The organism is Mesorhizobium sp. B2-4-15, assembly GCF_006658505.1.
In the GTDB taxonomy this organism is placed as follows: Bacteria; Pseudomonadota; Alphaproteobacteria; order Rhizobiales; family Rhizobiaceae; genus Mesorhizobium.
This window is the reverse complement of record NZ_VFUZ01000024.1, coordinates 72,735-86,464: the sequence shown is the minus strand read 5'-3', so window position 1 is coordinate 86,464 and position 13,730 is coordinate 72,735. Positions and strand designations below refer to the sequence as shown.

General features: G+C 61.1%; 11 protein-coding genes and 1 pseudogene. 5 read left to right on the top strand and 7 right to left on the bottom strand.

Annotated elements, in window-relative coordinates:
* Positions 1–613: 613 nt before the first annotated feature.
* From FJ930_RS24020 to FJ930_RS24010, 3 genes are all read right to left on the bottom strand, one after another.
* Positions 614–1,585 carry an SDR family oxidoreductase gene (locus FJ930_RS24020; RefSeq protein ID WP_141840378.1) on the bottom strand — a complete coding sequence of 324 codons (972 nt, stop codon included), beginning with the start codon at positions 1,583–1,585 and terminating at the stop codon, positions 614–616.
* A 125-nt stretch (positions 1,586–1,710) separates the two neighbouring features.
* Entirely contained in the window at positions 1,711–2,838 is a 1,128-nt protein-coding gene (locus tag FJ930_RS24015) for an FAD-binding oxidoreductase (protein WP_141840377.1), read from the bottom strand.
* A gap of 63 nt (positions 2,839–2,901) precedes the next feature.
* Positions 2,902–3,909, bottom strand: a complete 1,008-nt coding sequence (locus tag FJ930_RS24010; RefSeq protein ID WP_246677006.1) for an SIS domain-containing protein — start codon at positions 3,907–3,909, stop codon at positions 2,902–2,904.
* A 95-nt stretch (positions 3,910–4,004) separates the two neighbouring features.
* On the opposite strand from FJ930_RS24010, the gene FJ930_RS24005 reads away from it, so the two are divergent.
* The 5 genes and pseudogenes from FJ930_RS24005 to FJ930_RS23985 all read left to right on the top strand — a co-directional run.
* Entirely contained in the window at positions 4,005–4,910 is a 906-nt protein-coding gene (locus tag FJ930_RS24005; protein WP_141840376.1) for a PfkB family carbohydrate kinase, read from the top strand.
* Between the two features lie 139 nt (positions 4,911–5,049).
* Positions 5,050–5,856, top strand: a complete 807-nt coding sequence (locus FJ930_RS24000; protein ID WP_140749585.1) for an ABC transporter substrate-binding protein — start codon at positions 5,050–5,052, stop codon at positions 5,854–5,856.
* 81 nt (positions 5,857–5,937) lie between these two features.
* Complete coding sequence (locus FJ930_RS30775) at positions 5,938–7,467, top strand: amino acid ABC transporter permease/ATP-binding protein (protein WP_141840375.1); 1,530 nt, start codon at positions 5,938–5,940, stop codon at positions 7,465–7,467.
* 112 nt (positions 7,468–7,579) lie between these two features.
* On the top strand, positions 7,580–8,680 hold the full coding sequence (locus FJ930_RS23990; protein ID WP_141840374.1) for a LacI family DNA-binding transcriptional regulator: 1,101 nt from the start codon (positions 7,580–7,582) through the stop codon (positions 8,678–8,680).
* A 148-nt stretch (positions 8,681–8,828) separates the two neighbouring features.
* A pseudogene (locus tag FJ930_RS23985) lies at positions 8,829–8,981 on the top strand (SDR family oxidoreductase); the annotation flags it as partial.
* On the opposite strand, the gene FJ930_RS23980 reads toward FJ930_RS23985, so the two are convergent.
* From FJ930_RS23980 to FJ930_RS23965, 4 genes are all read right to left on the bottom strand, one after another.
* Complete coding sequence (locus FJ930_RS23980; RefSeq protein ID WP_141840373.1) at positions 8,978–9,928, bottom strand: IS481 family transposase; 951 nt, start codon at positions 9,926–9,928, stop codon at positions 8,978–8,980. The pseudogene FJ930_RS23985 and the gene FJ930_RS23980 sit on opposite strands and share 4 nt — an antisense overlap.
* A 208-nt stretch (positions 9,929–10,136) precedes the next feature.
* Positions 10,137–11,057, bottom strand: coding sequence for an ABC transporter permease (locus FJ930_RS23975; RefSeq protein ID WP_140749565.1), 921 nt, complete (start codon positions 11,055–11,057; stop codon positions 10,137–10,139).
* A gap of 31 nt (positions 11,058–11,088) precedes the next feature.
* Entirely contained in the window at positions 11,089–12,183 is a 1,095-nt protein-coding gene (locus tag FJ930_RS23970; RefSeq protein WP_141840372.1) for an ABC transporter permease, read from the bottom strand.
* Positions 12,167–13,714, bottom strand: a complete 1,548-nt coding sequence (locus tag FJ930_RS23965; RefSeq protein ID WP_141840371.1) for an ABC transporter ATP-binding protein — start codon at positions 13,712–13,714, stop codon at positions 12,167–12,169. The genes FJ930_RS23970 and FJ930_RS23965 overlap by 17 nt, the downstream gene beginning before the upstream one ends.
* Positions 13,715–13,730 lie beyond the last annotated feature (16 nt).

Here is a 13,730-nt window from a genome sequence, read left to right as displayed (position 1 = left end):
ATGCGCCACGCCGTCTTACCCGCGCCTGGTTCGGAGGTAGAACAGGAGCCCCGATACATAGCCGGCGATTTCCTGCCTCGGCCCATCGTCCGCCAGGAACATCGGTACCACTACGGTAGCATTGCCCTGGATCATCGAGCTTTCGTTTTTTAGGCAAGAGTCGGCGAATGTTAAAACGGATGACGGCATCGGACGGCAGCGCCGCCCTGTCAAGATCGGGGCGAATTAGAGGCAGGCAAAAAAGACTTGGAGACAGGCTTGAATCGCAAGCGCTCACGTCCGACGGCGTAGAGCTGAGATCGATGCGCTGGTGCATTTCCACTCGCGCATTTCCTCGCCGCTGGGGTGAGGATCATCTGGTCTTCGCCACACCACTTTATAAGCCTGAACTGGCTGGCCCGTCGGCGGCACAGCGCAAATCAATGTCACTGTGCGGCGGTAAGCCTGACAAGGCTCGATGTCCGGTCCAGGGGCGGTCGCCAGCATCGTGAACGATGCTGGATGGTTGCCCTGGACCTCACGAACTCGAAGCATCCGCTGGCGGGAATGAGGCATCGGTTGCTGTTGGCAAAGCTTCGTCCTCCCGATCTCGCATAGGTGAACAGCCGCTCCGTCAATATCCACCGACGACCGGCAATATCTCGCCGGTGATGTAGCTCGAGCAGTGTGGCGAGGCGAGGAACACATAGGCGGGCGCGAGTTCTTCCGGTTGCGCCGGTCGTTTCATCGGCGTGTCGGCGCCAAACTTCGCCACATCATCTGCTTCCTTGTCCGCCGGATTGAGCGGCGTCCATACCGGACCGGGCGCCACGGCGTTCACCCGTATGCCCTTGCCGATCAGGCTGCCGGAGAGCGCTCGCGTGAAGGCATGGATGCCGCCCTTGGTCATGGAATAGTCGACCAGCGCCTTCGAGCCCTCGATACCCGTGACCGAGCCGGTGTTGATGATGGCCGAGCCGGGTTTCATGTGCGGCACGGCCTCCTGAGCCATATGAAAATAGCCGTAGAGATTGGTCTTCAGCGTGGTGTCGAAATGCTCTTCGGTCACTTCGCTGAAATCCTGGGAGTGAATCTGGAAAGCCGCATTATTGACCAGCACATCGATCCGCCCGAATTTTCCAACCGTCTCCGCCACCGCCCTGTGGCAATGTTCGCGCTTGCTGACATCGGCCTTCACCAAGACGCAACTTGCGCCTTCCTTCTCGACAGCCTCCTTAGTCTCTTGGGCGTCCTTGTCCTCCGCCAGGTAGACGATCGCAATGTCGGCGCCTTCTCGGGCAAACAAAACCGCTACGGAACGGCCGATGCCGGAATCGCCACCTGTGATCAAGGCCACTTTGCCGTCGAGTTTTTTCGATCCGAGGTAGTAGGGCGCGTCGTAAAGCGGAGCGGGCTCGATCGCCCACTCATGCCCAGGCTTTGGCTGGTGCTGCTCGGGGAAGGGCGGTTCGGGGTAATTTCGCGCGCCTGCCTGCATGGCGCGTTGCTGTTTGGCTTTGGGTCTCGATTTGTCCTTTGCATCGATGCTGCGCTGGATGTGACGCTGCTTGGCCGCCTCGCCGGCGATTTCCGATTTCATCCGCATGGCTGTCTCCTGATTTGGAGAACGAACAACTCCCGTCAGACAAAAAGGTTTACGCCGCTCACATCATTTCCTTTATCGGTCGCTGCTATCGGCCGGGCCGGAACTGCGGCTGTCTTGTCACCGGCTTAGCTGAAACGGCTGGCGCGGAAGGTTGCGAGCATTGGGTGTGGATTGCCCGAGACGATCTCGCGGGCAAGCAACTCGCCGACAATCAATCCAAGCGTGGCGCCGCTGTGGCTGAAGGCAACGTGGAGACCAGGGACGGTCTCGAGTCCTCCAAGCACCGGCTCGCCGTCGCCGGGGATAGGCTTCGGGCCGACGGCGTAGGCGGCGAGCTGGAGCCGCGGATTGCCGTCGAGCACTGCACTGGCTTCGTCGAGCAGTCCCTGGACGGTCCTGTCGTGCACGGTGTAGGTGCCGTCCGAGTTGGCGATGACCTCTTCCTCCGACCATGCCGAATCCAAAGCAAGCGCACCACCGGGCGTTGGCCGCACCGCCACCCGCGGCGTGTTCAGAACGGCACGAAGCTCGGTCTTGATTGGTTGGGTTTTCAGGAGCAGCGAAATCGGCGTGGCGTCGGGGACATGAACGCCAATCTCGGCGAGCGCGGCTGGAGTGGCTGGTCCAACGGCAAGCAGCACTGAATCCGCCTTTAGCGGCTCGCCGCCAGCGGTGACGACGCCGCGAGCGCGGCCCCCCGTAACATCAATCCGCACGCGTCCGGCATCCTCGACAAGCTTGCCGCCTTTGGCGCGGAATTCGTTGAGCAGCCGATCGATCAGAGCGGGCAAGTCGACCCATCCCTCGCCAGGATTGAAGATGGCGCCCTGTGGACTGATCGCACCGGCATTGACACCGGGCGTCACGGCGGCAACTTCCGCCGGGCTGAGCAACAGGGCGTCATAGCCGATGTCCTGTTCCAGTTGGCAGATCGAGACGATCTGGTTTGTGTTCTCGTCCGCATCCCAAGTCAGGCCGCCGTCGAAGCGGAGCCACGATGCCGTTTCCGGCTTTGTGGCGGCCAGCGTGCGATAGCGGTCGATGCCAGCGAGCCTCAAGCGATGATAGGCAGTGTCGGCGCGCCGCGCCGAGTTCAACCAGGAAAGTGAACGGCCCGAGGCCCCGTTGGCCGGCGCACCATCGTTCACGATCGTCACATCCAGGCCAAGACGAGCAAGATGCAGAGCGGAGGAGACACCAAAGATGCCTGCGCCGACGACGATCACCTGGCGCGGCTTTGGGGATGCGGTCATGGAGATTTCCTTCTACGCGGAAGAGGAATGGGGAATGCCGACATTGGGCAAGGAACGGTCGATCTAGTAGTCCATCAGCTTCTTCATGTAGCGCCGGCCCTCAAGCATCGGCCGGTCGCGCAGATCGGCCAGCTTGTAGGCAAACCGCCATAGAGTGTCGAAGAAAACCAGGGGCACGAGATAAGGCTTGATCCGATCTGCCATGCCCGTGAGATCGAGTTCCGTTGCGTCCACAAGCAGGATGTTCTCACGGCTGCCATATTTGAAAAGAAAGTCGCGCGCGCGTTCGGTGAGGCGCCGCGTCTCGTCCAGCCCCAACATCACAATGAAACCTGCATCCTCGTCCACCACCTCGAAAGGCCCGTGGAAGAACTCGTTGGCATGTATGGCCTGCGAGTCGTACCACTGCATCTCCATCAAGACGCAGATGGCGTACGAATAGGCCGCGCCATAGCTGGCACCGCTGGCGAGGGTATAGATTGCCTTGCGCGGCGCGAAGCGGGGTGCAAAGGCCTGAAACCGGTCTTCATAGATCCGGTGCGCACGATCGATCGCCGGCTGGAGATGGCCGAGGCTGGTCAGCAGGTCGGCGGTCAGTCCGGCATTCTCCCGATCATCGATCAGGCCAGCGAGCAACATGTAGAGCACTCCGTAGTTGCTGTAGGCTGAATCGATTGTTTTGCCGGTCGTATAGGAAGCCTGGTAGGTGACCGAGTGGTCGACCGCCCGGGCAAGCGGCGACGTTTGGTCGAGTGTCATGCCAATCGTCGTGGCGCCTCGATCTCGCGCATGATTGGCAACGCGCACCGTTTCCTTGGTGGTTCCGGTCTGCGAGCAAAGGACAACGAGCGTATCGGGTCCCAAGCGCCGTGGATCACGGCAGACGAATTCATCCGCATTGTAGATGTCGCAGGCCATCGTGCCGCTGTGACGGTCTACGAAGTATTTTCCTGCCATCATGACGGAGAGCGAGCCGCCGCACGCCACGAGAAATAGATGCGAAAACCGCCTGCCCGCCGTGGCGGCCAGGGCGCGTTCTGCATCGGCGGGCAGTGCGGAAATCATGAGCATCCTCGTCTCGTTCGGAAAGCTTGAGGCCGGCGCACAATTGACAAACAGCAGTCATTGTGTGAACGTTCTCATATTCATAAACCGAAAGTTCCGCCATGGTCAAGATTGCCGCGATGGGCGATAACGTTGTCGATTGCTATCTTGCCCGGGGCGAGATGTATCCTGGCGGCAACTGCCTCAATGTGTCGGTCAATGTCAGCCGCTTCGGCGGGCAGGCGGCATATGTCGGGGCGATCGGCAGAGACCGGGCCGGGGACCTGATCCACACCGCGCTGTCATCGGAGCGCGTGGACATCAGTCGGCTGCGCCGCCTCGACGGTCCTACCGCCTACTGCATCATAGGTCACCACAATGCCGATCGGATTTTCCTGACCTTCGATCTCGGCGTATCGATGTTCACGCCGAACCGACAAGATCTCGATTTTCTCTCGGGCTTTCAGGCCACCCACATCGGTCAGTCTAGCGGGCTCGATGCATGGATACCGGAGATTGCCAGTAAATCGTTGGTTTCTTATGATTTTTCGACGCGGCGGGAAGCGGTGCATCGCTATTCGGTCGGACGCTACTGCTACCTGGCCTCTGTGTCGGGTGACGGTCTCGATGACAAGGAATCGGACGCAATTGCATCCGAATTGCTTGCATGCGGTTCCAAATGGGTCCTTGTCACGCGTGGTCGGGCCGGTGCGCTGCTTCGCAGCCACTCGGTCTCCTGCCGTGTCCCGGCGCGACTCGTCGAACCGGTCGACACGCTGGGCGCGGGCGACACCTTCATCGCCCGAACGCTGTTCGGCCTGCTTAAGCAAGAGGCGCCTCGGGACATTCTCGCCCAAGCCGCCGAGGCAGCGGCGGCTACATGCCAGTACTACGGGGCGGTCGGCCATGCGGCGGCGATCGATATAGGCGAGGTCACGTCCGAAATCCTGCTCCGAGCGCAGCGCGCTCAAGAATTGCGGGGCTCTCCGGAACAATTGACGCAAGAAAAGGACAATGCTAGAAAGTGAGAACGTTCTCACTTTTCGAGCCGGACGCCGCCAGAGAGCGTCGGTCGATGAATGAGACGTCGAGTGGGATCGCGGGCCGGGTTCGGCCCCATAGATGTGAGGAGAAGACATGCAAACGAATTCGAGCAAGCGCCGATTGATGAAATGCGGTCTGGCGCTGACTATCGCCCTGGTGACAGGGCTCGGCGCGTTGGGTGCCTCGACGCGAGCAGAGGCAGCGGACAATCCCTACAACCTGATCGATCCTGCGGTGATCAGTGTGGGTACCATGGGTGACGCGAGGCCTTACGTCTTCACCGACGCCAACGGAAATTTCACCGGCTTCGATGCCGAACTCTTCCGAGACGTGGCGCGGCGGCTCGGGTTCAAAGAGGACCAGGTGATCTTCACCGGTCAAGATTTCGCGGCGCTGTTGCCATCCGTTGCGAGCGGTCGCTTCGATGTCGGTGTGGCGGCCATTGGAACAACGGCGGAGCGAAAAAAGACCGTGGATTTCAGCGACGGATACTTGGCTGGTTATCTGTCGATCATCTCTGCCGATCCGGCTCTGACCAGCAATGAGAGCACCGCGGGAAAGCGCATCGGAGTAATCCAGGGCACGCTTCAGGAAATCTATGCCGAGAAAAATCTGAAGGGCGACATCGTCAAATTCCCCGATAACAACTCCGCCGTGGCGGCGCTGAACAACGGGACCATCGACGGCCACTTTACCGACTATGAATCGGCCAAGCAGTATGTGGAGCGCTATCCAAACCTCAAGATAACGATGAACGTGCCATCCTTCGATGCGCCGGCGGGCTTCGTCGTAAAAAAGGGCAATGACGCCTTTCGCGAGGCGCTGAACAAGGCACTGCGCGCGGCCATGGACGACGGCACCTGGAAACGGCTGCACGAAAAGTGGTTCCCAGGCACCCCGATGCCGGACCAGTATCTGCCCAAGAAGTAGTCCGCAGGGCGTCTTTCATCGATGCTTTTTCGGCCGGGCTCGTGAGCGACGTGCCCGGTCGCATTTCAGGTGGGATTGAATATGAGCTGGCTCGATACATTCACGCGCAGCTTCCTGGATTTCCAGGCGATGGTGGACGTCCTGCCCAACATGATCATGGTGGGTCTGAAAAACACCTTGATCCTGGCGATCGCGTCGACCCTGTTCGGCACGCTCATCGGAATGGTGCTCGCCGTGATGGGGATCTCCGAAAGCTGGCCGCTGAAGCTCATTGCACGAATTTATACCGACATCTTTCGCGGGCTGCCCGCCATCGTCACGATCCTGATCATTGGCCAAGGGTTTGCCCGGCTGGGCCGCGACTTGTTCGGTCCGTCACCCTATCCTTTGGGCATTCTGGCGCTTAGCCTGATTGCCGGGGCCTATATCGGAGAAATCTTTCGCTCAGGGATTCAGAGCGTCGAGCGCGGGCAACTCGACGCCACGCGGACTCTCGGCATGACGTATGGCCAAGGTATGAGGCTGGTGGTTATTCCGCAAGGCATCCGCCGCGTGCTGCCGGCGCTGGTCAACCAATTCATTGGCAACGTCAAGGATTCCAGCCTTGTCTACTTCCTCGGCCTTCTGGCTTCGGAACGCGAACTGTTTCGGGTGGGGCAAGATCAGGCCGTCCTAACCGGCAACCTCTCACCGCTTTTGCTGGCGGGCGTATTCTACCTGGTGATTACCGTGCCTTTGACCCACCTTGTCAACTATATCGATGCGCGCATGCGCGTTGGCAAGCGCATCGTCGCTGTGCAGAGCGGGCTCAAGGAAGTCGCCGAGCTTGCCGAAGCGGGTGCGCCGGACCTTGCGAAGTCGTCCGCGGCAGCGACGACGCGTTTCAAGGGCGGCGGCATCGAAGTCAAAAACATAGATATGGCCTATGGCAGCCTTCAGGTCCTGCATGACGTCAGTCTGAAGGTAGAGCCAGGGACTGTCACGTGTCTCATCGGGCCATCCGGGTCGGGCAAATCAACATTGCTGCGATGCCTGAACCGGCTCGTCGAATGTCGCGCGGGGGATATTCTGCTCGATGGCGAAAGCATTCATAAGTCGACGCCTGACCAGCTTCGCCGGCGCGTCGGCATGGTCTTCCAGCAGTTCAACCTGTTTCCCGACCGCAGTGCCCTCGCCAACATCACTTTGGCACTGCGCAAGGTCAAAGGCGTGTCGCGCGAAAAGGCCGACAGCTTGGCCCAGGAACGACTCCAGGAGGTCGGGTTGCTGGAGCGCAAGGATCACCGGCCGGCCAATCTTTCGGGCGGACAACAACAGCGGGTGGCTATTGCGCGGGCATTGGCGCTCGAACCTGAAGTCATGCTTTTCGATGAGGTCACCAGCGCACTTGACCCGGAACTGGTGAAAGGCGTCCTGAATTTGATGGCCGACCTTGGGCAAAGGGGAATGACCATGGTCGTGGTCACGCACGAGATGAATTTCGCTCGCAAGGTCGCGAACCAGGTTGTGTTCATGGACGAGGGCCGGATCGTCGAAGCAGGGCGGCCGCAGGATCTTTTCGACAATCCGCAGAGCCCACGCCTCCGGCACTTTCTGTCCGAGGTGTTGTGATTGCAATGATGTGCGCAACTTCGGGTGACGCGGTTTTCAGCCTTGCGGGACAGGGGCTGCTGCCGCTAGCTCGTCTCTTCACGATGCACCCATGGGCGGCAAGGCTTGGTGAGTGACTCCAAGATCGTCAAAAAATCCAACCATCATCGAGGTCGCTCGCCGGGCCGGGGTGAGTTCCGCCACGGCAGGGCGCGTACTTGGTGACTACGGCTACAGCAGCCCCGAAGTTCAGGAGAAAGTGCGCGCCGCCGCAGCCGCGCTGGGCTATCGCCCCAACCGCCTGGCCAAGGGTTTAATCACCGGCAAGACGCAGACCATCGGAGTTGTGGTCGGCGACATCGAAAGCCCATTCTATGCGAGCGTGCTGCGCGGAATAGGGGATGTTGCACGTAGCGGCGGCTTCGGTGTCATCGTTACGAACAGTGACGAAAATGCCGAACTCGAGCGGGAGGCGGTTCAGCTGCTGCTGGAAAAGCAGGTCGACGGACTGATCGTCTCATCGACGTTTGTGGACGAGCCGGATCATCTGCGGGAAGCCATCGCGGCCCGCTGTCCCGTCGTCCAGTTCGATCGCATCGCGGCGGGTCTGGAAACCGATTCAGTGGTGGTCGACAACGTTTCTGCAACGCGCAGCGGCATCGCGACGATGATCGCGGCCGGCCACAGCCGCATCGCCATACTGGCGGAACTCGGGCCCGGCCAGCGCGATGATGTCGGCTCCTTTGTGGCAAACACCGATCTCTCCAGCGCTGATGTTCGCTGTCATCATCCAAGCTGGCAAAGGCTATTGGGTTATCTGGAAGCCCATCGTGCCGCGGGCATCAAGCCGGATCTGCGGTTGATCCGTCGCGTGGCGGTTTATTCGAGCGAGGCAGCCCGCAAGGAGGCGCTCGATCTGTTGACGATGCGCGATGCGCCGTCTGCCCTGTTTACCGCCGATGGTGTGATGTCGACTGGGGTTTTGGAGGCGACTTCCGCACTGAAACTTGCGATTCCGGGAGACGTATCGTTGCTTTGCTTCGACGATCTCGACTGGATGCAGTTCGTAGCCCAAGGCATCACCGCCATAGCGCAGCCGGCGCATCTGATTGGAGCGGCAGCCGCGGAACTCCTCTTGAAGAGGCTGGCCGAGGCGATGATGCCTTTCGAGCACCGTATCTTGACGGCCCGTCTGGTGGAACGCAGTTCGATCGCCGTGCATACCGACGCATAATCCGCCCTCGCGTCCGACGAGCATGATGAATTCGTACGCCGGTCAAAGGCGCACACCGCCCGCGATCTTCATCAGGCCGCGCGATGCACCGCGCAGGATCTGGTCGCCGAACTTGGCCCGCGCTAAGCCGCGGTGACGGGGGCGGTACGAGGCGTTCGGTTTCGTCGAGATGCTGCAGGCGATGAAGGGCAAGGGCCAGCCAGAGCACATTGCCGATGTGGTGTCATTCCTGGCGAGCGACGACGCCCGCTGGATCACCGGCCAGACGCTCAATGTCGACGCCGGCATGGTCAGGCACTAGGTGTTTAGTCCCGGCATTTGATGGATTGGATTGAGTCTGAAGCGCTCAGGCTCTTTTGTCCAGATATTGCAGATGAACTCATAGGGTGTGAGGCCCTTGAGGGTCTTCAGTCGCCGGGCAAAATTGTAGGCTGCCATGAAGTCGGCAAGGTGCTGGCGAAGTTGGTCATGGTCGTCGTAGTGGAAGCGCTTGACGGTGGCTTCCTTGATGGTTCGGTTCATTCTCTCGACCTGGCCGTTAGTCCAGGGATGCTTCACCTTGGTCGTGCGATGCTGGGTGCCGTTGTCGCGGCAGGTGCGCCCGAAAATGTGCTCCATGGCGGTGCGATCCTGCTCGCGGTTTTTGAACTGGATGCCGTTGTCGGTGAGGATGGTGTGGATCTGGTAGGGGACCGCCTCGATGAGGTGGCGCAGGAAGTCGGCTGCGATCATTTTTGTTGCCCGCTTGTGCAGCTCGACATAAGCGAACTTGCTGGTCCGATCGATGGCCACGAAGAGATACAGCTTGCCCTCGGCGGTTTGCACCTCGGCAATGTCGACATGGAAGTAGCCGATCGGATAGGCCTTGAACTTCTTCTCGGGCTGCTTGTCGCCTTCAACCTCGGGCAGCCTCGAAATGCCATGGCGCTGCAGGCAGCGATGCAATGACGAGCGCGTCAGGTTCGGGATCGTCGGCTGGAGCGCGTAGAGACAATCATCCAGCGGCAATAATGTGTACTTGCGGAAAGCGACGATAACGGCCTCTTCCTCGATCGTCAGCACCGTCGACTTCGGGTCTTTGGGTCCAGTCGGCAGGTCGGCGACCGAAGTGCGCCCCTTCCACTTGGCAACCGTCTTCGGGTCGATCCCGTAGCGCTTGGACAGCTTCCTCAGGCTCTCTTGACTATTTTGTATTGCTCGACGGATTGCCTCTGTCGTTGTGGCGCGCCCATGCAGAACCTGGCCCATAGTGCCTCCTTCCACTCCAGGGAAAATAATGCACCATTAAAGGTCGGGATGAAACAACTAGGCTCCAAACCCCAATCAGGCTCCCGGATGAGGCATCCGGGGCTGGATTTCCGGCGCTGTTACTGCCGAATTCTGGCCTGCCGCGACCTCCTGGCGGTCTTCTCGCCAAGTGGCGGACATCTTGCATGCGCGGCCTATGGGCCGGGCCTTAGTTTGCCGGCCGAAATGGTTTCGCGAGCGAGGCTGGAAAATGCAGTGCAAGCATTTGGCGATTTCGCGAAATAAGGACCAGTACGACGATCGTCGCCAGATACGGCAGGGCCGACAACAGTTCGGACGGCACCTCCAGTCCCAACGCCTGTCCTTGCAGCTGGAGGATGGTCATGCCGCCGAACAGCCATGCGCCAAGCAGGATGCGGAGCGGCCGCCATGTGGCGAAGACCACCAGTGCCAGCGCGATCCAGCCTTTGCCGGCGGTCATGTTCTCGACCCATAGGGGCGTGTATGCCACCGAAAGATAAGCGCCGGCCAGGCCGGCCATCGCGCCACCGAACAGCACCGCCATATAGCGTATCCTGATCACGGGATGGCCGATCGCATGGGACGTCTGTGGCGACTCGCCGATCGTGCGCAGAACGAGGCCGGCTTTCGTGCGGTAGAGAAACCAGCTTATGGCGACGAACATCAGCAGGGCCAGGTAGACCATCGGGTCGAAGCGGAAAAGCAGCGGCCCGATCAGTGGCAGGTCGGACAGAACCGGGATGTTGACGCCATGCAGCGCTTCGATCGGTTCGCTGCCGAAGCCGCGCCCGAGGAAGGCGGACACGCCGGAGCCGAAAATCGCCAGCGCCAGACCGGCCGCATATTGATTGGTCAGGAAGGTCAGCGCCAGCACGCCGAACAGCAGCGATGCGGCGGCGCCTGCCAACGCGCCGGCAAGGATCGCGACCGGCATGGAATAGCCCGCGGTGACGGCCCAGAAGGCGAGGGCGGCGCCCATCAGCATCATGCCTTCTATGCCGAGATTGAGCACGCCGGACTTCTCGACCACGAGCTCGCCAAGCGCTGCGAATATCAGCGGCGTGGCGGCGATGATGGTGCCGGTGAAGATGGCGATGAAGAGATCCATCAGGCTGTCTCCTGCGCAAACCGAAATTCACTCATCGTGCCGTCTCGAGTGCATGCGCATCTCGGGCCGGCCGTACCAGGCGAACGCGGTAGAAAATGAAGAAATCGGCGGCGAGCAGGAAGAACAGCAGGATGCCTTGAAAAATGCGCGTCAGCGCCGAGGGCAGGCCAAGCGTCATCTGCACGCCTTCGCCCCCCAGGAAAAGCAGCGACATCAACAGCCCGCCCAACACTATGCCGAAGGCGTTCAACCGCCCGATGAAGGCGACGATGATGGCGGCAAATCCGTAGCCCGGCGAAATCTGCGGTGAGAGCTGACCGAGCGGTCCGGCGGCTTCCGCCATGCCGGCGACGCCGGCCGCGGCACCACCCGCCAGAAGGCCGATCCAGACCGCGGCCGATTCGCGAAAGCCGGCATAGCGCGCGGCAAGGGGGGCCGCGCCGCTGACCGACATCTTATAGCCGAGGAAACTGCGGTCCGTGAACAGCCACATCAGGAACACAGCCACGATGGTGATGAAGATCGAAGGATTGAGCCGATAGGCCGGATCGAAGGGTCCGAACATCGCCGCCGCCGGCAGCAGCGCGGTTTGCGGGTAATTGAAGCCGGCCGGGTCGCGCCACGGTCCATGCACGAGGTAGGACAGGAACAGCGTCGCGATATAGGTCATCATCAGCGTGACCAGGATCTCGTTGGTGTTCATGCGGGCACGCAGGAAGGCGGGGATCGCTGCCCATGCCATTCCGGCGCCCATGCCGGCGACGAACATCAGCGGCAATAGCAGCGCGCTCTCCGGGTTCGGCCAGAACAGTCCGACGCCGCTGGCGGCAACCGCGCCCATGGTGAACTGGCCTTCGGCGCCGATGTTCCAGACGTTGGCGCGGAAGCCGACCGCCAGCCCGCAAGCAATCAGGATCAGCGGCGAGGCCTTGAGCAGCCACTCCGACAGTCCGTTCATGGAGTTCAGCGGCTCGACGAAGAAGGCATAGAGTGTCGGCAGCGGATCGTGCCCGAGGGAAGCGAAAAAGATCGAGCCCACGGCCAGTGTCAAAATCGCCGCCACAACCGGCGCGGCGATGCGCATCGGTGCGGAAGGCTCGGGTCTTTGTTCAATCCTGAAGCGCAACGTCGCCACTCCCACTTGCCATCGTGTCCTTGCTCATCGTTCTGCCGGTCATCAGCAGTCCGATCTCCTCGCGATCGGTCGTCTTGCGCATCAGCGGTGGTGAAACCCGTCCTTGGCAGATGACCAGAAGCCGGTCGCAAATCTCGAACAGCTCATCAAGTTCCTCCGACACGACGAGTACCGCCGCGCCGGCGCGGCTGAGGTCGAGGATGGTCTGGCGGATGAAGGCGCTTGCACCGACGTCGACACCCCAGGTCGGTTGCGAAACAATGAGAAGTTTCGGCGCCAGTGCGATCTCGCGTCCGACAATGAATTTCTGCAGATTGCCGCCGGACAGGCTCTGCGCGGTCGCTCCCGGGCCGCTGGCCTTGACCTTGAACCTGTCGATGATGCCTGCGGCGAAACCACTGGCCTTGCGCCGGTTGACCAATCCGTTGCGGACGGTGCCGAAGCGATGTGCGGTCAGCACCGTGTTTTCCCATAATGTGTGCGATGGCACCGCACCCCGCCCGAGCCGCTCCTCCGGAACGAAGGCGAGACCGAGCTTGCGGCGTTCGTCGGGACGCAGGCGGGCGGCAGCCGTGCCGCCAATCCTGATCGCATCGCTTTGCTCATGCGTGCGTTCGCCGCTGAGCAGGGCGATCAGCTCGGCCTGGCCATTCCCCGAGACCCCCGCCAGGCCGACGATCTCGCCGCCATGCACGGCGAAGGACACGTCCTCCAGGTCAACGCCGAAATGGTCCCTTGCTTTCGCCGACAGGTTCCTGACTTCCAGCACCGGCTTCTCGGTTGGGACAGAGGGGCTGACATGCATTTCCGGCAGCTTCGAGCCGACCATCATGCGGGCGAGCTCGAGCGATGTCGTTTCCTTCGGACGAGCGGTGCCGGTGACCTTGCCGTTCCGCAGCACCGTGGCGGAGTCGCAGAGCTCCTGCACCTCGTCGAGCTTGTGGCTGATATAGACGATGCTGCACCCCTCGGCCGCGAGCTGCCGAAGCGTCTCGAACAGCTTGACCACGGCCTGCGGCGTCAGCACGGATGTCGGCTCGTCGAGGATCAGAAGCTTCGGCGCCTGCAGCAGGCAACGCACGATTTCGACACGCTGGCGCTCGCCAACCGAGAGATCGTGCACCTGGCGGTGCGGGTCGATCGGCATGCCATAACGAAGCGAAAGCTCACGGATCTTGTCGGCAAGCGAGGGCAAGTGAAAGGCGCTGCTTGTCGAGAGCGCTATGTTTTCGACCACCGAGACGGATTCGAACAGCGCGAAGTGCTGGTAGACCATTTCGATGCCGAGCGAGCGCGACATCGCTGGATTGTGCGCCGCGATCGGATTGCCGTCGCAAAAAATCTCGCCGGAATCGGCTTGTGCCGCGCCATAGATGATTTTCATCAGCGTCGATTTGCCGGCACCATTCTCGCCGAGCACGGCGTGGATCTCGCCGGGCTGGATCGACAGCGAGACGTCGTCGTTGGCGATGACGCCCGGATAGCGCTTGCAGATGTTGCGCAATTCTAGTCGCGGATGCATGGCGGGTCCTGCCGTG

Bases quoted from the DNA above. Each gene is read 5' to 3' on its own strand.
- FJ930_RS24000 (WP_140749585.1), top strand. From the start codon at position 5,050: ATGAAATGCGGTCTGGCGCTGACTATCGCCCTGGTGACAGGGCTCGGC.
- FJ930_RS23980 (WP_141840373.1), bottom strand. From the start codon at position 9,928: ATGGGCCAGGTTCTGCATGGGCGCGCCACAACGACAGAGGCAATCCGT.
- FJ930_RS23965 (WP_141840371.1), bottom strand. From the start codon at position 13,714: ATGCATCCGCGACTAGAATTGCGCAACATCTGCAAGCGCTATCCGGGC.
- FJ930_RS23975 (WP_140749565.1), bottom strand. From the start codon at position 11,057: ATGGATCTCTTCATCGCCATCTTCACCGGCACCATCATCGCCGCCACG.
- FJ930_RS30775 (WP_141840375.1), top strand. From the start codon at position 5,938: ATGAGCTGGCTCGATACATTCACGCGCAGCTTCCTGGATTTCCAGGCG.
- FJ930_RS24015 (WP_141840377.1), bottom strand. From the start codon at position 2,838: ATGACCGCATCCCCAAAGCCGCGCCAGGTGATCGTCGTCGGCGCAGGC.
- FJ930_RS24005 (WP_141840376.1), top strand. From the start codon at position 4,005: ATGGTCAAGATTGCCGCGATGGGCGATAACGTTGTCGATTGCTATCTT.
- FJ930_RS24020 (WP_141840378.1), bottom strand. From the start codon at position 1,585: ATGCGGATGAAATCGGAAATCGCCGGCGAGGCGGCCAAGCAGCGTCAC.
- FJ930_RS24010 (WP_246677006.1), bottom strand. From the start codon at position 3,909: ATGCTCATGATTTCCGCACTGCCCGCCGATGCAGAACGCGCCCTGGCC.